The organism is Muribaculum gordoncarteri, from assembly GCF_004803695.1.
GTDB classification, from domain to species: Bacteria; Bacteroidota; Bacteroidia; order Bacteroidales; family Muribaculaceae; genus Muribaculum; species Muribaculum gordoncarteri.
In genome coordinates, this window is the sequence record NZ_CP039393.1 from 2,421,282 (window position 1) to 2,440,115 (window position 18,834).

Annotated in this window: 16 protein-coding genes; 8 read left to right on the forward strand and 8 right to left on the reverse strand. The window is 53.3% G+C overall.

The window, feature by feature from the left end; genetic code table 11:
* The first annotated feature begins 29 nt into the window (after positions 1 to 29).
* The 7 genes from E7746_RS10740 (at position 30) to creD (ending at position 6,903) form a co-directional block, all read left to right on the forward strand.
* Positions 30 to 755: a YebC/PmpR family DNA-binding transcriptional regulator gene (locus tag E7746_RS10740; protein WP_136410780.1), complete on the forward strand. Its 726-nt coding sequence runs from the start codon at positions 30 to 32 to the stop codon at positions 753 to 755.
* 86 nt (positions 756 to 841) lie between these two features.
* Positions 842 to 2,029, forward strand: coding sequence for a mechanosensitive ion channel family protein (locus tag E7746_RS10745; protein WP_136410781.1), 1,188 nt, complete (start codon positions 842 to 844; stop codon positions 2,027 to 2,029).
* On the forward strand, positions 2,026 to 2,808 hold the full coding sequence (locus tag E7746_RS10750; RefSeq protein WP_238337176.1) for a TIGR02757 family protein: 783 nt from the start codon (positions 2,026 to 2,028) through the stop codon (positions 2,806 to 2,808). Before E7746_RS10745 ends, E7746_RS10750 begins: the two co-directional genes overlap by 4 nt.
* Positions 2,809 to 2,890: 82 nt before the next feature.
* Entirely contained in the window at positions 2,891 to 3,271 is a 381-nt protein-coding gene (locus E7746_RS10755) for a DUF1573 domain-containing protein (RefSeq protein WP_123395663.1), read from the forward strand.
* 9 nt (positions 3,272 to 3,280) lie between these two features.
* A complete protein-coding gene (locus E7746_RS10760) occupies positions 3,281 to 4,360 on the forward strand; it encodes a DUF1573 domain-containing protein (protein ID WP_123395662.1) in 1,080 nt (359 codons plus the stop codon).
* Between the two features lie 23 nt (positions 4,361 to 4,383).
* Positions 4,384 to 5,481 (forward strand): methylmalonyl Co-A mutase-associated GTPase MeaB, encoded by a 1,098-nt coding sequence (gene meaB, locus E7746_RS10765; protein ID WP_135946780.1) that lies wholly within the window; start codon positions 4,384 to 4,386, stop codon positions 5,479 to 5,481.
* A 30-nt stretch (positions 5,482 to 5,511) separates the two neighbouring features.
* Positions 5,512 to 6,903, forward strand: coding sequence for a cell envelope integrity protein CreD (gene creD, locus E7746_RS10770; protein WP_136410782.1), 1,392 nt, complete (start codon positions 5,512 to 5,514; stop codon positions 6,901 to 6,903).
* A gap of 85 nt (positions 6,904 to 6,988) precedes the next feature.
* Here creD and E7746_RS10775 read toward each other — a convergent pair whose 3' ends face one another.
* The 3 genes from E7746_RS10775 to E7746_RS10785 all read right to left on the reverse strand — a co-directional run bounded on the left by E7746_RS10775 (position 6,989) and on the right by E7746_RS10785 (position 12,249).
* A complete protein-coding gene (locus E7746_RS10775; RefSeq protein WP_123395659.1) occupies positions 6,989 to 7,708 on the reverse strand; it encodes a DUF4919 domain-containing protein in 720 nt (239 codons plus the stop codon).
* 162 nt (positions 7,709 to 7,870) lie between these two features.
* Complete coding sequence (locus E7746_RS10780) at positions 7,871 to 9,991, reverse strand: HD family phosphohydrolase (protein WP_136410783.1); 2,121 nt, start codon at positions 9,989 to 9,991, stop codon at positions 7,871 to 7,873.
* Positions 9,992 to 10,005: 14 nt separating this feature from the next.
* Positions 10,006 to 12,249: a RelA/SpoT family protein gene (locus E7746_RS10785; RefSeq protein ID WP_123395657.1), complete on the reverse strand. Its 2,244-nt coding sequence runs from the start codon at positions 12,247 to 12,249 to the stop codon at positions 10,006 to 10,008.
* A 140-nt stretch (positions 12,250 to 12,389) separates the two neighbouring features.
* On the opposite strand from E7746_RS10785, the gene E7746_RS10790 reads away from it, so the two are divergent.
* Complete coding sequence (locus E7746_RS10790; protein ID WP_136410784.1) at positions 12,390 to 13,577, forward strand: MalY/PatB family protein; 1,188 nt, start codon at positions 12,390 to 12,392, stop codon at positions 13,575 to 13,577.
* Between the two features lie 86 nt (positions 13,578 to 13,663).
* Here the strand turns inward: E7746_RS10790 and E7746_RS10795 are convergent, their stop codons facing one another.
* The 5 genes from E7746_RS10795 to E7746_RS10815 form a co-directional block, all read right to left on the reverse strand.
* Positions 13,664 to 14,458, reverse strand: coding sequence for a formate/nitrite transporter family protein (locus E7746_RS10795; protein ID WP_123395655.1), 795 nt, complete (start codon positions 14,456 to 14,458; stop codon positions 13,664 to 13,666).
* A 5-nt stretch (positions 14,459 to 14,463) separates the two neighbouring features.
* Positions 14,464 to 15,423 (reverse strand): Rossmann-fold NAD(P)-binding domain-containing protein, encoded by a 960-nt coding sequence (locus E7746_RS10800; protein WP_123395654.1) that lies wholly within the window; start codon positions 15,421 to 15,423, stop codon positions 14,464 to 14,466.
* 157 nt (positions 15,424 to 15,580) lie between these two features.
* Positions 15,581 to 17,272: a peptide MFS transporter gene (locus E7746_RS10805; RefSeq protein ID WP_136410785.1), complete on the reverse strand. Its 1,692-nt coding sequence runs from the start codon at positions 17,270 to 17,272 to the stop codon at positions 15,581 to 15,583.
* Positions 17,273 to 17,333: 61 nt separating this feature from the next.
* Positions 17,334 to 17,777 (reverse strand): SufE family protein, encoded by a 444-nt coding sequence (locus E7746_RS10810; RefSeq protein WP_123395652.1) that lies wholly within the window; start codon positions 17,775 to 17,777, stop codon positions 17,334 to 17,336.
* Positions 17,778 to 17,796: 19 nt separating this feature from the next.
* A complete protein-coding gene (locus E7746_RS10815) occupies positions 17,797 to 18,792 on the reverse strand; it encodes a M28 family peptidase (RefSeq protein WP_123395651.1) in 996 nt (331 codons plus the stop codon).
* Positions 18,793 to 18,834: the final 42 nt, after the last annotated feature.

Below are 18,834 nucleotides of genomic sequence, written 5' to 3' on the forward strand. Positions count from 1 at the left end.
CAATAAAAACTCAAAAATAATAAACCGATATGGGAAGAGCGTTTGAATACCGCAAAGCAAGAAAACTGAAACGCTGGGGCAACATGTCCCGCACATTCACCCGCATAGGCAAGGAAATAACAATTGCAGCCAAGGCCGGAGGACCCGACCCCGACACCAACCCGCGTCTGCGCGTGTTGATGCAGAACGCAAAGGCCGCCAACATGCCCAAGGACACCGTTGAACGCGCCATCAAGAAGGCAACCGACAAGGATGCGGGCGACTACAAGGAAATCGTATACGAAGGATACGGCCCCTATGGAATCGCAATCGTAGTGGAAGCCGCAACCGACAACAACACCCGCACCGTGGCCAACGTGCGCTCCTATTTCAACAAGCACAGCGGCACACTCGGAACACAGGGTTCGCTCTCATTCCTCTTCGAGCACAAGAGCGTCTTCAAGATCAAACCCAAGGACGGTGTTTCGATCGAGGATCTCGAACTTGAACTCATCGACTACGGTGTCGACGAAGTTGAGCCCGATGAAGAGGAAATCGTACTCTACGGCGCATTTGAGGAGTTTGCCAACATCCAGAAGTATCTTGAGGAGAGCGGCTACGAAATCATCAGCGCCGAGTTTGAGCGCATCCCCAACGACCTCAAGGAGGTGACTCCCGAGCAGCGCGTGCAGCTCGACAAGCTTCTTGAGAAGTTTGAGGAGGACGAGGATGTCCAGAATGTATTCCACAACATGAAAGAGGACGACTCCGAGTAACAACTCATCAACCAACCCATAGACTATTGAGGGCGACCGGATATCCTGTCGCCCTCAGTCATTACACAACAATAACAATTCAATCAATGGCCCCCGACATCTGGATTGCCGACACATTCGGCATCGATTCCGACTCCATAAACACAATCACCCACAAGCTTATCGTTCTGGCAATAGTGCTGCTGGTAGCCTTCGGCGTCGACCTCTTCTGCCGAAAGGTCGTAATACGCGTAATCCACCGCGTCACCTCGGCCACCGCAACCAGGTGGGACGACTACCTGCTCAGCGACAAGATACTGCGCAACGCTTGCAGCCTCATCCCGCCTATAATCATCTACTTCTTCATTCCCATAGTGCTTGAAGGGTGCGTGACCGCACTATCCTATGTCCTGAAACTGCTCCAAATCTACATCATAGTCCTGATCATCAGGTTGCTGTGCTCATTCCTTGAAGGACTTTACCGGGCCGGTTCCGAGGAGGAAGGGCTGCGTCATCATCCGCTGCGCGGCCTCTATCAGATGTTTAAGCTCATCGCTATCGGAATAGGCGTCATCATCGGGATAAGCACACTGCTCGACAAGAATCCCATAACGATTCTCACCGGACTCGGAGCATCGGCGGCCATACTGATGCTGGTGTTCAAGGACACCATACTCGGACTTGTGGCCGGCGTGCAGCTTTCGGCCAACAGCATGCTCCACGACGGCGACTGGATCACAATACCGTCACGCAATGTCAACGGCATTGTCAAGGAGGTGACGCTGACAACCGTAAAGGTGCAGAACTACGACAACACCATCGTCACCGTGCCGCCCTACGCGCTTGTGAGCGAGTCGTTCCAGAACTGGCGCGGCATGCAACAAAGCGGTGGCCGACGCGTAATGCGCTCGCTCAACATCGACATGAACACGATACGATTCTGCACGCCCGAGGAGATGGAGCGTTACGAAGAGCTCGGATGGCTTGAGGGATTCACCCGCACGGGACATGCCGAGGTCAACCTTCACGTGTTCCGCAACTATGTGGAGCGTTATCTTGCGTCACATCCCGATGTCAACACCGCAATGATGATCATGATACGCCAGTTGCAACCCACGGCCAACGGACTCCCCGTGGAACTATACTTCTTCACCGACGGAACCGAATGGAAAGCCTATGAGTACACCCAGGCTGCCATATTCGACCACGTTATAGCAATGATCAACGAGTTCGGACTCAAAATATTCCAAAGCCCCACAGGCGACGACATAACCCGTTCAATTTACCGACAATGACCGACAACGACCTGAAGGACCTCCTCGACCGGGAGGCCATGCGCATAAACAATATCGACTTCATCGACCGCGACCCCGTGCAGTTTCCGCGACGATTCAGCAAGCTGCAGGACATAGAGATCGCATCGCTGCTCAGCGCCACAATAGCGTGGGGCAACCGCAAAATGATATGCCGCGACTGCGACCGCATGCTCGCGCTGATGGACAACGACCCCTATAACTATGTGATGGATGAAGGATATGAGGAGCTGCCCGACATGAACATCCACCGCACATTTTTCGCCAAGAATATGCGTCACTTCCTCAGGGGACTGCACGCCGTCTACAGCCGTCACGCGTCACTTGCCGACTTTGCAAAAGCCGAGGCCATAGCCGACGACGAACTGCCGTCGTGGAAACTTGTCGCCTCGCTAAACCGAGAGCTTGCCACCGCCAACAACGGCGAGGCCGATTGCCGCTGCCTGCCCGGCAACCTCACGACAACGGCACTGAAGCGCGTCAACATGGCCCTGCGATGGCTCGTGCGCGACGACGGAATCGTCGACATGGGCGTGTGGGATGTCATCACCCCCTCGCAGCTCTACATTCCGCTCGATGTACACGTAGGCAACACCGCCCGCGAGCTGGGACTGCTCAACCGGAGATCCGACGACAAGAAGGCCGTGCTCGAGCTCACCTCGCGGCTGCGTGACTTCCGTCCCGAAGACCCGGTGTGGTACGATTACGCACTCTTCGGGCTCGGTGTCGACAATATGCTCCCCGAAGTTACGTTAACCTAAATTAACGCAATAATCCCGAGGTTGAAAATCTTACTTTGTATCTTTACGTGTTATAATGGTTAGACATAAATATTGCATCACAATGAAAAAAATACTTATCACAATCATCGCTGTCGCCATGAGCGCAATCGCTTACGCAGGCAATCCACAGATCAAGTTCAAGGAAACATCATTCGATTTCGGCAACATACGTGAAGCCGACGGCCCCGTGAGCCATGACTTCATAATCGAGAATGTAGGCACCGATCCTCTCATTATCATATCGGCATCGGCAAGCTGCGGATGCACCACCCCGGTAATCCCCAAGGAGCCCATCAAGCCCGGCGCAAGCGCCAAGATACGCGTGACATTCGACCCCGCGGGACGACCCGGCGACTTCGACAAGACCATCCGCGTAAAATCCAACACCAAGGAGAAGCGCAAAAACATCAAGATAACAGGTTGTGTAATCCCCAAGAAATAAACAACAACGATGATCAACTGCAAGTCAATATTGTGCGCATCTATGATGGCGATTGCGGCTGTCGCACAGGCCGCCCCCGAAGCCACCTGGCTTACAAAGTCACACGATTTCGGAGCATTTGACGAGGACATGGGCAAAGTGTCGTGTGACTTCAAGGTAGTCAACACCGGCGACGAGCCGCTCATGATTCTTGCTGCACGCGCCACCTGCGGATGCACCGTACCCGCCTATACCCGCGACCCCATAGCCCCCGGCGACACAGCCACAATCACCGTGACCTACGACCCGGCAGGCCGACCCGGAAAGTTCACCAAGAAAATCCATGTCGACACCAACACCGAGCCGAGCCGCATGACATTGGCCATAAAGGGAGTAGTGATAGGTGCCACCAACACCCTCCGCGCACGCTTCCCCATCGAAGTGGGCCCGCTTAAGCTCCGCAACACCATGGTGCCGTTTGGCGAAATAGCCAAGGGACGCGTAAAGACAGCATTCCTCGACGCCTACAACCAGAGTCCCGACACGATTTATCCCTCGGTATCCAATCTGCCCGACTACATCAAGGTCGATGCAGCTCCTGCGGCAGTACCCCCGGGCGAGCAGATGACATTCACATTCTTCTACGACTCGTCACGTTCCGACGACTGGGGCCTCTGCACTGATGAAATCATAATCCTCTCCGACAACGAAACACCGGTGACAATGCCCGTGTCGCTGACCGCCATCCTGAACGAGGACTTCAGCAAGCTCACTCCCGAGCAGCGCGAAAAAGCCCCGCGCATCGCACTGTCGACCAATGCCGTCGACTTTGAGGAGATGTCACGCGACAAGATTCACACAGCCGAAGTGACTGTCGACAACTTCGGCAAGGAGCCGCTCATAATCCGCAAGGCCTACTCGGTCGATCCCGCCGTGACCGTCAAGGTCAACAAGGACAAAATCAAGAACGGCGGCCAAGGAAAGATTGAAATCAAGGTCGACCCGTCAAAGTCGGCCGACGAGCTGCTCAACGCACGCGTCATCATAATAACCAACGACCCCGACCGTCCACAGTCGACCGTGCGCGTCGTGGGAGAATACATTGACTAAACTTTTACCCAAAAACCTCACCCATGAATCAACATCATCACATAGAAAACGACGACAAATACAGCGGATTGACCGTAAACAGCGGTGTCACCCAACCGCCATCGGTCAATCCCTACCTGAAACCCCGACGCCGCAAGCCGCTTCCCACTTCGGGAGAGCTCGTCGAGGGAATACTTAAAGGCGATGTCACAATCCTGAGCCGCGCCGTCACGCTTGTCGAGAGCCTTTCGCACGAGCACCAGGCGATAGCCCAGGAGGTGATTGAGAAGTGCCTCCCCTACTCGGGAAATTCACGACGCATAGGCATAACCGGAGTCCCGGGTGCCGGAAAGTCGACATCGATCGATGTATTCGGACTGCACATACTGAAGGATGGCGGCAAACTCGCCGTCCTCGCCATAGACCCATCAAGCGAACGCACCAAAGGCTCGATTCTCGGCGACAAGACCCGCATGGAGCGTCTTGCCGTGCATCCGTCGGCATTCATCCGCCCCAGCCCGTCGGCCGGAAGCCTCGGCGGCGTGGCCCGCAAGACCCGCGAAACAATTGTGCTGTGTGAAGCCGCCGGCTACAACAACATATTTGTGGAAACCGTGGGCGTGGGACAAAGCGAAACCGCCGTGCACTCGATGGTCGATTTCTTCCTGCTCATCCAGCTTGCCGGAACAGGCGACGAACTGCAGGGCATCAAGCGAGGCATCATGGAGATGGCCGACGGAATAGTGATAAACAAGGCCGACGGCGACAATGTCGACCGCGCCCGTCTTGCTCAGGCCCAGTTCCGCAGCGCACTGCACCTCTTCCCGCCCACAATGTCGGGATGGATTCCCGAAGTGCTGTGCTACTCGGGTTACTACGACCTCGGCATCGCCGAAGTGTGGGAGATGATCGACCGTTACTTCAAGTTTGTAAAGGACAACGGTTACTTCGAGCGCAAGCGTCAGGAACAGGCCCGCTACTGGATGTATGAAACAATCAACGAGCAACTGCGCAACCACTTCTACAGCAATCCCGAAGTAGAACGGTTGCTGATCGAGAAGGAGAACCGCGTGCTCTCCAATGTCCAAAGCTCGTTCACGGCGGCTCGCGATGTGCTCGACTACTATTTCACGCAAAAATAAACCAATCACATCATCTAAAATCACATTACAATGGAAACAGTTCCTCCTCCTGTACCGCCCATGCCTCCCATACCGCCGAGGCCGTCGGGCTACAATCCCGTGCCGTTCACATCGACGCTTACATTCAAGATTATATTCATTGTAATCCTGTGCATACTGCTGTTGATTCCCGATGCCTTCCTCTTCGCGCTTACCGATGACCGCGAGGAGCGTCAAAAGGACACCGTGACCGAAATCAGCGAATCATGGAGCGGCCCCCAGACGATAATAGGCCCAATCGTCACGATACCCTACCACAACAAGGGCGCTGTCGACTCGGTGGGCGTAGTGACGCTGCTCCCGGCCTCACTTGATGCAAAGGCCGCGATCGAATCGCGCAAGCTGTCACGCAGCATCTACGAAACTATCGTCTACAACAGCGACATAACGCTCTCAGGAAATTTCGACATGACCTATCTCGAAAAGACCGGAATCCCGTTAACCGCTCTTAAGCTCGACAACGCGCGCGTCAACGTTGTCATCGGTGAGCTGAAGGGCATCGAAACTCTGTCGGCCTTCCGCATGGGCAGTGAAAGCTGCGAAATGGAAGGAGGTTCCGACTACGAGCCGATCGAGGACTATGAGGTAATATCAACCTATTCCACCAAAGAGAGCGACAGCCGGGGATGGCGCAACGCACTGTCGGCGCCGATCAACCTCTCGCAGTTGGCCGACTCGACATCGGTACCCTATTCACTGTCGATTACAGCCAAAGGCTCCAAGGAGATAGGATTTGCTCCCGTAGGCAAGGCAAGTGACATAACCATCGAAGGCACCTGCAAGTCACCCTCGTTCAAGGGCATGATACTTCCCTCGGAGCGCACTGTCGATGACGGCAAATTCAGCGCCAACTGGAAGCTCAATGCCATAAACCGCAACTATCCGCAAGCATTCACCGGCTCCAACACCTACAACATCAATGAATCGGTTGTAAGCGTGGACATGCTTGTTCCGGTCGACCGTTATCAGAAGACGTCACGCGCATTGAAGTATGCGACACTCGTAATACTGCTCACATTCATCGCCGCACTGTTTGCCGAAACGATTACCAAGCATCCCATATACGTGTTCCAGTACCTGCTCATAGGCCTTGCCCTGGTGCTATTCTACTCGTTGCTGCTGTCGCTGTCGGAGCACATCGGCTTCGGCGTAAGCTATCTTGTGGCGGCAGTGATGACCATCGCGCTCGTGGGACTCTACATCTTCGGTGTGCTCAAGTCACGCAAGGCGGCCTTGGTCATCAGCGGACTGCTGTCGATAATATACATCTACATCTATGTACTGCTCAATCTCGAAACCTATGCGCTCCTTGCCGGAAGCGTGGGATTGTTCATCGCACTCGCAGCCATAATGTACGGCTCGCTCAAGATGAAATGGAAGTGACGACTGTCGTCACACTATGTCAATAAATAGAAAAGGCTCGGATTGAATAATCCGAGCCTTTTTCTTTTATCTGTGGTGCTTGCCGTTACTTGCTGTCGGGGAACTTTCGGTAATACTCCTGCAATATGTACAGCACATTGAAGTAGAATCCTTTCGGGTCCTTGGAGTCCTCCTGGTTCACCGTTATATAGTCGTAATGTGGCGGCTTATACTCCTGCGACTTGGCAATATAATTCTTGAAGTTCAGCAGATTGTATTCATGTTGAGGATTTATCACTATCCAGGCGTTCTCCTCGTCAAGACCGGTGCCGGTCGACACTATCGCCTCAAGAATGTGATTAAGTTTATATTGCCATATATTGGCGAGATTGTTCTTCTGCTTCTCTCGATAGGCATATATCAGAAACGACATCTGACGCAGGTCAAAGGGATCGTCCTTCAACGACAGCTCGGCATACTTTATGATAGTGTCACACTCGGCCGGAGTGTGCTTATCCTTATAGTAAAGATCCTCAACCTTGTTGGTGTGTTCGCTTTTGCGATAGGGATTGTAATCCTCCTGGAATACATAACCGAGATAGAGGTGACGATACTGGTCAAGGTCGAGCAAAGTATCGTTGGTTTCAAAATTCTTCATCAACAGCGGATAGTAGTACTTCGACGAAGGGTCGTTGACCTCCTCGCGAATCTTCTCCATATCGGGCTTCTCGAATTTCTGCTTTTTAGTGTCACGTGGTGCCGCACCCATCCCTGAAGCCGAAGCAAGGACGATGACTGATATAAACAGTAATGCAATTCTTTTCATGACGGAACCAATATTATAAAAATATGCGACAACACGCAATCGGGAGTCACGCACTCGCCAATCCGGTCGTCATTAACAAAATTACTGAAATTTTTGTAATATCGTCCCGATTAAACAAGTATTAACTCAATCATAAAAAGTAGTTTAACGCCACAGCGCAGGTCACTTTGATGTCGCGGTAGTGTCACCCTCGGTTTTCACCTCGGGCTTTGTATCGGCGGGCAGAGCGGGCTCGGCCGGCTTTTTCAGGTCGGGATAGCTCACTCTCACGTGATACATCGTACGCAGTCGCTCCACAAAAGCCTCCTTTATGATGTTGACGTCACGGAACGAAATGGTCGACTCGTTGTGAAGTCCTTCGGCAATCTGCGCATCGATTATGCGGTTGACAAGCGCCGTTATGTTCTCCACCGTATGCTCCTTCAGCGAGCGTGACGCAGCCTCTACGGCATCGGCCATCATCAGTATGGATGCCTCGCGTGTCTGAGGATTGGGACCGGGATAGGTAAACGCAGCCTCATCCACCTCTTCGCCCGGGTGAGCGTTACAGTAGGTGTTGTAGAAATATTTTGCCTTGCCGGTTCCGTGATGCTGGGTTATGAAGTCCTTCACCACATCGGGCAGCTGAGCCTTCTCGGCCCTCTTCAGTCCGTCGATGACATGGCCTATCACCACACGTGCGCTCTGCATGGGATTGAGTGCGTCATGCGGATTCACGCCATGCTGATTCTCGGTAAAGAATGCGGGATTGTTTATCTTGCCTATGTCGTGATACAAAGCTCCGGTACGCACAAGCTGCACATTGGCGTTTATGCGGTGGGCGGCATCGGAAGCGAGCGTACTCACCTGCATCGAATGCTGGAATGTTCCGGGACACTCCTCCGAGAGCTCGCGGAGAATGGGGTTGTTGACATCGCTCAGCTCGACAAGCGAAACCGACGACACGAATCCGAAAATCTTCTCAAGCACAAACACCAGTATGTAGGTAAACGATATGAGCACGGCATTGATCGCAAAGCAGCCAAACATCCTTGTGTTCAGCTTCTCAAGCGTTCCCACCTGCATGACCTCCACAGCCGTATAGGAGATGCTGTAAGCGAGGAAAATGAAGAGTGCCGAGCGCACAAGCTGCGACCTGCGGTCGAGATTTTTGAGCGAGGTGATAGCCGTGATGCCGGCAATCAACTGCACGAAGATGAACTCGAGCGGGAAATTGGAGATTATCGTACACAGCATAATCTCGGTGATGTAGACAAAGAATGCCGTGCGGCCGTCGAAGAACACCACCATCAGGATGGCCACGATGGTAAACGGCACCATGTACAATCCGCTGCGGAATGTGTCGCCCATACCGTAGGAGAACACCACAAATGCCGTGATAAGCGCCATTATAAGCACCATGGCACGGGTGTTGCCAAATATGCGCCAACGGAAATATCCGAGGAAGAAATAGAGCGAGGCAAGCAGTATCATCACATAGAGCAGCTGCCCTAAGATGGGGTAATAGTGACGGTCGACCTTGCTCGCCGAACGTTGTCCGGTCATCGAGTCGTAGGTCTGCAACAGCGAGTAAAGCTCGGGGGTGACAATGTCGCCCTTGTCGATTATTCGCTCACCTTGCTGAATCACGCCCACGGGAGCCATGGCCTTTTGCAGCATCTCGTCGTAAAGACGCTCGGTGGCCACTGTGTCACGCACGATGTTGGGGACAAGGAATTGCGACATTGCCGTCAGCTCTATCGCCCGGCGGTAATGCTCCTCGCTGAATATGCTGTCGAGCCGCTCGTAGGCCACGCGGGCCGACATGAATCCGTCGGTGGGTATGTAGATCGATGTATTGTCATGGATGAAACGCACCTCAGGCAATCGCCCCGACTTAACCTCCTGATAGGTTTCCTGATCCACGATGCCGCTTTCAAGCAGTGTGCGCAGCGTATTTATCAGTCGGTTGCGTTCGAGCGGACTCAGGCCGAGCGACTCGGTGTTGTTGACTCTCGTAGCGTAGGCGGCCACTGCCGACTTCTCGATGTTCTGGTCACGCTCATATACGGGACGGAACGACGCGTCTATGCTGTCGCGCACGTGACGTGCACTTATCGTGTCAAGGTATATGGGCATGTCGCTTGGCGCCGTTAGCAGTGAATAGGCCCAGGGCTTTCCCATCTCGTAGTGGTAGGTGTTGGTGTCCTTGCGGGGAAGGAAACCTATTATAATCACAACGGCACCGATGAAAAGCAGCGCCCTTATGATGTTGTTTCTTGAAAAAAGATTGTTCATCATCATCCTTGAAAATAATGTCAGTTCACTCGGCTGGCTCGTTGCACACCACGTATCTGCTTCACCTTATTGCACAGGTCGGTCACTACATTTGTGTCACTTACAAGCACCGAAAGGTCGCAATGAAACACTTCGTTCTCGGCCTCGATGTCAAGCTTGCGGATGTCGATAGCCATGTGCATCGATATCATCTGTATGATCTCCTGAAGGATGCCGAAGCGGTCGATACCCTCCATTCTTATATTGGCAAGGAACTTGTGGGTCTGCTCGGCCCACTCCGTATTCAATATTCTCCTTCCATAACTTGCCTTCAGCACCTGTGCGCGGGGACACGTGAGCGCATGCAACTCCACATCGCCGTCGTCGTTTACCCATCCCATTACATCATCGCCGGGAATGGGGCTGCAGCAATCCGATATCTTAAAGTTGTTGCCATCCTCGCCACATCGCAGAATGTAGGTTTCCTTCATGTTGATGGGAGCCTTGGCGGGGGCGACATCCTCGTTGTTTTCGCCCGACTTCTTTCCCTTGTTACCTTTGAGCGGACGGAGTATCTTTGATATAAGCGACGACGATACCGGGCGTAGCATCTTGACCAGATATTGCGGGAGCGTCACTTCTCCGTTGCCGAGAGCGGTGAACAGTGTTTCGCGATTTTGGAAATGAAGCGCTCCGAGAATCTTGGTAAGCACCTCGTTGTTCTCCATTATCGAATGCTCCTTCAGGAAATTATCATATATCTCCTTACCCTTCTCGATAATAGGCTGCAGCTCCTTGCGCAGCACGGCACGCAATCTTGTCTTGCCCTTTGCGGTGGCAAGGAAGTTGACCCACTCGGGCTTGGGGGTCTGCGACTGCGATGTGAGCACCTCCACCTGGTCGCCCGAGCGCAGCTTGTGGCTCAGCGGCACAAGCTTGTGATTGACCTTGCCTGCAATGCAGTGCATTCCTATCTGCGAGTGAAGCTCAAATGCCACGTCGAGCACCGTCGAGTTATTGGGGAGCGTGAGCAATTCGCCCTTAGGGGTGAACACCACGATTTCCGAGGCAAACAGATTCAGCTTAAGAGTGTCGAGAAAGTCGATGGCGTTGGGCTCGGGATTCTCAAGGATGTCCTTGATTGTCGACAGCCAGGCATTAAGCTCGCTCTCCTCGTCGCCCTCGCCTATCTTATATTTCCAGTGTGCGGCAAATCCGAGTTCGGCAATCTCGTCCATGCGTCGCGAACGAATCTGCACCTCGATCCAGTTGCCGTCGGGGCCCATCACGGTAAGATGCAGAGCCTGATAGCCGTTGGCCTTGGGGTTGCTTATCCAATCGCGCGTGCGCTCGGGATGCAGCTTGTAGAGGTCGGTAATGGCGGCATATATCTGCCAGCATATAGCCTTCTCCTTGCTCTGGTCGGGGCAGTCGAATATTATGCGCATGGCATAGAGGTCATACACCTCCTCAAACGGGATGTGCTTGGTTTCCATCTTGCGCCATATAGAATAGACCGACTTAAGCCGAGCCTTGGCATCATAGGTTATTCCCATCTCGTTGAGCTTCTCCTTGATGGGCAGCGAGAAGTCGTTGTAGACGGCGGCACGCCTCGACTCCGACTCCCTTATCTGTTCGCTTATACGCGAGTATGCGGCCGGATGCTCATATTTGAAGCTGAGATCCTCAAGTTCGGTCTTTATTGCAAACAGGCCGAGTCTATGGGCCAGCGGAGCATATATGTAGAGTGTTTCACCGGCGATCTTATACTGCTTGTTGGGCGACATTGAACCGAGAGTGCGCATGTTGTGCAGTCGGTCGGCCATCTTTATAAGCACCACGCGTATGTCCTCGCTCATGGTGAGCAGCAGCTTGCGGAAGTTCTCGGCTTGGGCCGATGCCTTGTCGCCGAATATACCGCCCGAAATCTTGGTGAGCCCGGCTACGAGCTGTGCAATCTTCTTGCCGAAATGCTGCTCGATGTCCTCGACCGTGTACTCGGTGTCCTCGACCACATCATGCAGCAAGGCGGCACAAATCGAGGTCGAGCCAAGGCCGATTTCCTGACTCGCGATCTTGGCTACGGCTATAGGATGCAATATATAAGGCTCTCCCGACCTGCGTCTGATGCCCTTATGGGCCTCTTTTGCAAATCGGAACGCTCTTTCTATTATTTCCACCTTCTTGCGGTGATTACTCGCAAGATAGCCGTTAAGCACATCCTGAAATTCGGCTTCGACGAGCCTGTCTTCTTCTTCGGGAGTAAGTTTTCTGCGTTCGTCCATCGCTGTAAGCCAGTTTTTGTTGTAATGTAATACAAACTTAGCAAAAAAGATTGAATCAATCGCACTAAAAATCGTATATTTGCAAAAAAATAAAGTGTAAGTGAAACCCGCGAGGTTTCTTTAGTAAATTAAATACCACAATGGGAAAATACAATTTCGATCAACTTATCGACCGCCACGGAAGTGGTGCTATGAAAGTAGATTCACTAAATGAATTTTTTGGACGCGACGACCTGCTCGGCTTATGGATTGCCGACATGGACTTTGCCGTGTCGCCACGCATCCGCGAAGCACTGTCGCGACGCATCGAGCACCCCGTCTACGGCTACGCCGGAGCACCCCAAAGCTATTGGGACTCAATCACAGGCTGGCTTGCACGCCGCCACAACTGGAATGTAAAACGTGAAGAGATTACCTATATACCCGGAGTTGTAAAAGGCATTGCGCTTGCTATCAACTTCTTCACCCAGCGCGGCGACAAAGTGGTGATACAGCCGCCGGTATATCACCCGTTCCGCATGGTGACCGAAGGCAACGACCGAGTAGTGGTCAACAATCCCCTGATATTTGACGGCGAAAGCTACCGCATGGACCTCGAGGGACTTGAACGCATATTCCGCGACGAGCACCCCAAGATGATGATTCTCTGCAACCCCCACAACCCCGTGGGCATCCAGTGGAGCGTCGATGTGCTTCAGGAAGTTGCTCGACTCGCCAAGAAGTATGGCGTGACGGTGGTAAGCGACGAAATCCATGCTGACCTCATGCTCTACGGCAAGCCCCACTTCCCCTTCGCATCGGTAAGCCCCGAGGCAGCCGAAGTGTCGATTACCCTGGGAGCTCCCTCCAAGACATTCAACATCGCCGGCCTTGTAAGCTCATGGTGCGTGGTGAAGAATCCCAAGCTGCGCGAACCCTTCTTCCACTGGCTCATGGTGAATGAATTTGACGCTCCCACATTCATAGCCACCATAGGCACCGAAGCCGCCTACACCCAAGGCGAGGATTGGCTCGACGAGATGCTTGAATACATCGAAGGCACAATCGCCGAAGTGGAGGAAATCGTAGCCGAGAAGCTGCCCGACATAAAGGTAATTCGTCCCGAGGCATCATTCCTTGTGTGGCTCGACTGCCGCGGGCTGTGCATGTCGCACGACGAGCTCATAAAGCTCTTTGTCAACAAGGCTCATCTCGCGCTCAACGACGGAGCGATGTTTGGAGCCGAAGGCAGCGGATTCATGCGCCTCAACATAGGCTCTCCGCGCTCGGTAATACGCTATTCGCTTGAATCGCTTGCCGACGCACTCGCATCGGTGTGCGCCGAATAAGCATATCAACAAGCAAGATAACAACAGGCGGCGTGTCGTTTTCAATAACCCGACACGCCGCCTGCTTTTTTTTATCGTTCAGTAATTCAGGACTTGACGCGATGTAGATATACGTGCACACATCCCACCAGCAAGGCACCTCCTATAATGTTGCCTATCGTGGCGGGAATCAGGTTGTCGCACACCATTTGCCACGGAGTGACCGATGCCCCCTCAAGCATTCCGCAAGGGATGAAGAACATGTTGGCAATCGAGTGCTCGTAGCCCAGCGCAACGAAAGCCATGACAGGAAGCCAGCAGCCAAACATCTTGGCACCGCTGCTCTTGGCGGCCATAGCAAGCCATATCGCAAGACACACGCACCAGTTGGCTCCGATACCTTTCACCATGACCGTAAGCCACGGCATCGACACCTTGGCCTCGGCTATCTTCACTATTGCGGCATGATAAGGCTCGGGAGACATAAGCCCCGTGACATAGACAAACACATATACGAAGCCTATAGCTCCCACGAAGTTGCCAAGATAGACCAGCGCCCAGTTAACGGCGACATCGCGCCATGAGCACTTACCGGCCATGAGCGGCGGCATGAGCAACGCATTGTTGCCGGTAAACAGCTCGGCGCCGAGCACCACCACAAGTATAAGTCCTATCGGGAACGCAGCTCCGCTAAGCAACTTCTGAAGACCGGGGTTGCCGGCCGTCAGTTCGGGAAATCCGTATCCGAGAATCACCGACAGCGTGCCTCCGAATGCGATGTAGACACCGGCAAGAACCGTAAGCAGCGCAAATCGGCCGAAGTCACGCGACGGCAACGCCACCTTGTTGCATCCTGTGACAAGAGCGGCATCTATCACCTCCTTGGGGCTCTTCGTACTCATCGGCTCTATTTCTGCAATCCTTCAAGAATACGCTTCAACACCACCTGAGCCGAAATCTCACGGTTGGCGGCTTCGGGAATCACCAGCGACCTCGGGCCCTCGATTACATCGTCGCTAACAATCATGTTGCGGCGCACGGGCAGGCAGTGCATGAAGTAAGCGTTGTTGGTCAGCGCCATCTTCTCGGCCGTCACGGTCCAGCTGCGGTCGGTGCTTATCACCTTGCCGTAATTGGGATCCATGTAGGCGCTCCAGTTCTTGGCATATACGAAGTCGGCACCCTCAAGAGCCTTGTCCTGATCATACTCAACCTTGGCATTGCCCACAAACTCGGGAGCGAGTTCGTAGCCGTGGGGGTGCGTTATCACGAAGTCGTAGCCGGCGGCGTTCATCCACTCGGCAAACGAGTTGGGTACAGCCTGGGGAAGAGCCTTGGGGTGAGGAGCCCATGTCATCACCACCTTGGGACGCTCAACGGTCTTGTACTCCTCGATGGTTATCAGGTCGGCAAACGACTGCAACGGATGACGCGTAGCCGCTTCCATCGAGAACACGGGGCGGCCTGAATATCGGATGAACTGGTTGATTATCTTCTCCTCGTAGTCGTCGGCCTTGGACTCGAAACGCGCAAACGACCTGACGCCTATCACATCGCAGTAGCATCCCATAACCGGAATGGCCTCAAGCAGATGCTCGGGCTTGTCGCCGTCCATGATGACTCCGCGCTCGGTTTCAAGCTTCCATGCTCCCTGATTGACATCGAGCACCATCACGTTCATGCCCAAATTCATGGCAGCCTTCTGGGTGCTCAATCGGGTACGCAGCGATGAGTTGAAAAAGAGCATGAGCAGGGTCTTGTTCTCACCGAGATTTTTGTAGCCGAATCGGTTGGCTTTCACTTCAAGCGCCTCGGCCACAGCAGTGCGGAGGTCGCCTATGTCATGTACATTGGTAAAATTTCGCATTACAGGTATATTTTTTCTCTTTAAATCGAGTGCAAGTTAATCATTTATTCGCTAACCAGCGGCAATTTGTCAACTAAAATTAACAAGCAAGGCAACCGTAGCGGTAAAATACCTGCGGTTGCCTTGCCGTTTTTATTAGTCAAGTCGACGGGTTATATCATATAGCGTCATCCTCAACATTGTCCACGGGATCAAGCGCGGGAGCATCGGATGTAGCGGCCTCGAGCTTCTTCATTATAGCGAAGATAAATGTAGCCGAGATGCCGCAGATGATGATGAGGATTCCCCAAAGCCATGCAAGCGAAATCTTGCCCCAAAGCAACATGGGTATCGACACGAGGTAGTTACCGATGGCCGTAGCTGCAAACCATCCGCCCATCATGGCGCCCTTGTACTTGGGAGGAGCCACCTTTGACACGAAGGAGATACCCATAGGCGACAACAGAAGCTCGGCAAATGTGAGCAACAGATAGGTCGAAATCAGCCAGTTGGGCGATACGGCTCCCTGAGTTCCGGCAAGGCCGAGCGAACCGATAACCATGACACCGTAAGCGATACCGGCCATTACCATACCGTAGCCGATCTTGCGGGGTGCCGAAGGCTCCTTCTTGCGCGAAGCGAGCCATCCGAACAACGCGAGCGACACCGGAGTGAGCGCAACCACATAGAACGGGTTGAACTGCTGATACTGCTGAGGCTGGATGCCTTCAACCACTTCAGGAGTTATATTGTAGATGTAAACGAGAGCACCTGCTACGGCTGCAAGGATCAGAGCCGATATTGCGCGACCTGAGTTGCTGCGGGTCTGGAAGAGGTTGAAAAGTGCATAAACGCCGATGAATATAGCGGTAAGAGCCCACACGTTGAATCCGATTCGGGTCCATCCTGTAGCTTCGGGCGAAGTACAGCTCTTGGCAAATTCAGTGAGAGTGGCACCGTTCTGATGGAATACCATCCAGAAGAAGATGACAACAGCAAACACGAGAAGAAGAGCGATGATGCGGCTCTTGGTCTGCGAGGGAGTGAGTTCGGGACCGTTATTTACAGCCGATGCGGCCGATGCCGACTTCTTGTCGGTGATTACCTGAGCGTAAGCGCGACGGCCGATAATGTAGACAAGGAAGCTGACAATGAGCGAAACACATGCCACACCGAATCCGTAGCCGTAGCCGGTCGACAGGGTGTCGATATATTTCAAGCAGAACTCGCCGAGCGATGCGCCCACCTGCATTCCGCTCTCATTGATCGTAGCCACGAGGTCGGCGGCGTTTTCATGTCCGTCAAGATATGCGTTACACAGTGCGGGAAGCTTCTGATTGTAGACAAGACCCTGACCCTTCATGGCCATGTTACACATAGCGGTGGCGGTCATGGGCGCATACATCGAGCCGATGTTGATTGCCATGTAGAAAATCGAGAATGCCGAGTCGCGCTGCGACGAGTAACGGGGATCGTTGTAGAGGTCGCCCACCATAACCTGGAGATTACCCTTGAACAATCCCGTGCCGACGGCAATCAGCGCAAGAGCGGCACATAGCACAATCAGCGACGAAGTGCTGCGTATTTCAGTGGGGATGGCCATTATCAGGTAGCCCACAAACATGATGCAGATACCCGTGACGACACACTTTGAGAAACTCCACTTGTCGGCAACCCAACCTCCAATCAGAGGCATAAAGTAGACCAAGGCAAGGAAAATGGCATAGATTTGACCTGAAACTGCGGCATCGAAGCCGAATTTCGCCTGCAGGAACAGCAGGAAGATCGCGAGCATGGTGTAGTAGCCGAAACGTTCGCCCATATTGGCAAGCGACAGCACATACAAGCCCGCAGGTTGATTTTTAAACATAAGTTGACTTTTAATTATTTATAATGATTGGAATATTTCTTTACGGGTGACCGGTAGAAGCTCATTGGGCCGCGCCTTCGGCCTGCTGCTTGGCAAGGAATGCCACGGCATAGAGCCGCATCTGCTTCACGAGGGCGGCGAGTCCGTTGCTTCGCGTCGGCGACAGGTTCTCCGACAGGCCTATGCGGTCGATGAAGTATAGGTCGCTGTCAACGATTTCACGCGGAGTGTGACCCGACAGCACCTTTACAAGCATGCTTATGATTCCCTTCACGATTATAGCGTCACTGTCGGCGGTGTACTCGATTTTTCCCTCGGGGGTCAACTCGGCATGGAGCCATGCACGGCTCTGGCAGCCCTCGATAAGATGCTCGGGTGTACGATAGGCCTCGTCGATGGGAGGCAACGCATTGCCCATGTCGATTATATAGGCGTAACGGTCCATCCAGTCATCGATGTCGGCAAACTCTTCAATTATTTCGTCCTGTAGCTGATTTATAGTCATTGTATATGTAGTTTTGTTGTTATTCGGCTTTTTCGTGATATAATACGTTGGCCACGGTCTGTCCCACCGCCTTAAGCGTGTTCTTGTCGATGTGCTCCATGTCATCGTTTACGGTGTGCCACACAGGCGAGAATGTACCAGTTTCGGGATGGCCACACTCGATGATGTCGATGCAGGGGATACCGGCACGGTTGATAAACGTGTGGTCGTCGATAAGACCGCCGCGCTGATCGTTACTGAACACCTTGCCGTAACCCGAGGCCGAGGCCATGCTCCATACCTTGTCGTTGACCGCGCGGGCATAGTAGTCCGACACATATTCACGCGGGAATGTGGCATCGATGCCGCCCACCATGTCGAGCAATATTCCGTAGCGGGGAAGCGTGCTTTGCGTGTAAGGCATATTCTTAATCCAGTACTGGGTTCCGATGCACCACGTTTCCTCCGACGCGCCCCATCCGTCGGAGCGGCCTGAGTCCTCACCGTCGACAAAGAGGATGTCAACTCCCACATCGGGACGCTTGGCGCTCATCTGACGCGCTATTTCAAGCAGCACACCCACTCCGCTGGCTCCGTCATTGGCTCCGGGCACGGCTCTCGCCCTGTTCTCGATATTGGGGTCATTGTCGGCCCAGGGACGGGTGTCCCAATGCGCCACGAGCAGCACTCTCTTGGGCTTGTCGACTCCGTATCGGCCCATTATGTTTATAATGGGCATGGCGCCGTCGAGATAATTCTTCAAAGCAGCCCGCTGCACGATGACAGTGTCGGCGCCATAGCGCGACAGGCTGTTTATCAGGTAGTCGGCACAAGCCGCGTGTCCCGTAGAGCCGGGAACCCTCGGCCCGAAATCGACCTGGGTCTTGACATATTTATACGCGCTGTCGGCATTGAAATTCACGATGTCGATAGTCGCCGGAGCCTCGATGACTTCAACTGTCGATTGCTTCTTTGCGCCTTTACAGCCTGCGATAAACATTGCAAGAATGATTATAGCAAAATGAAGTGATTTCATATATTTATAGGTATCCAATTTGTCAAAGTTACAAAAAAGTAA

Excerpts from the sequence above, each read along its gene's own strand:
- E7746_RS10775 (WP_123395659.1), bottom strand. The coding sequence starts at position 7,708 with ATGAAAAGAATTGCATTACTGTTTATATCAGTCATCGTCCTTGCTTCG.
- creD (WP_136410782.1), top strand. The coding sequence starts at position 5,512 with ATGGAAACAGTTCCTCCTCCTGTACCGCCCATGCCTCCCATACCGCCG.
- E7746_RS10755 (WP_123395663.1), top strand. The coding sequence starts at position 2,891 with ATGAAAAAAATACTTATCACAATCATCGCTGTCGCCATGAGCGCAATC.
- E7746_RS10810 (WP_123395652.1), bottom strand. The coding sequence starts at position 17,777 with ATGACTATAAATCAGCTACAGGACGAAATAATTGAAGAGTTTGCCGAC.
- E7746_RS10745 (WP_136410781.1), top strand. The coding sequence starts at position 842 with ATGGCCCCCGACATCTGGATTGCCGACACATTCGGCATCGATTCCGAC.
- E7746_RS10790 (WP_136410784.1), top strand. The coding sequence starts at position 12,390 with ATGGGAAAATACAATTTCGATCAACTTATCGACCGCCACGGAAGTGGT.
- E7746_RS10800 (WP_123395654.1), bottom strand. The coding sequence starts at position 15,423 with ATGCGAAATTTTACCAATGTACATGACATAGGCGACCTCCGCACTGCT.
- E7746_RS10760 (WP_123395662.1), top strand. The coding sequence starts at position 3,281 with ATGATCAACTGCAAGTCAATATTGTGCGCATCTATGATGGCGATTGCG.
- E7746_RS10740 (WP_136410780.1), top strand. The coding sequence starts at position 30 with ATGGGAAGAGCGTTTGAATACCGCAAAGCAAGAAAACTGAAACGCTGG.
- E7746_RS10805 (WP_136410785.1), bottom strand. The coding sequence starts at position 17,272 with ATGTTTAAAAATCAACCTGCGGGCTTGTATGTGCTGTCGCTTGCCAAT.
- E7746_RS10750 (WP_238337176.1), top strand. The coding sequence starts at position 2,026 with ATGACCGACAACGACCTGAAGGACCTCCTCGACCGGGAGGCCATGCGC.
- E7746_RS10785 (WP_123395657.1), bottom strand. The coding sequence starts at position 12,249 with ATGGACGAACGCAGAAAACTTACTCCCGAAGAAGAAGACAGGCTCGTC.
- E7746_RS10815 (WP_123395651.1), bottom strand. The coding sequence starts at position 18,792 with ATGAAATCACTTCATTTTGCTATAATCATTCTTGCAATGTTTATCGCA.
- E7746_RS10795 (WP_123395655.1), bottom strand. The coding sequence starts at position 14,458 with ATGAGTACGAAGAGCCCCAAGGAGGTGATAGATGCCGCTCTTGTCACA.
- meaB (WP_135946780.1), top strand. The coding sequence starts at position 4,384 with ATGAATCAACATCATCACATAGAAAACGACGACAAATACAGCGGATTG.
- E7746_RS10780 (WP_136410783.1), bottom strand. The coding sequence starts at position 9,991 with ATGATGATGAACAATCTTTTTTCAAGAAACAACATCATAAGGGCGCTG.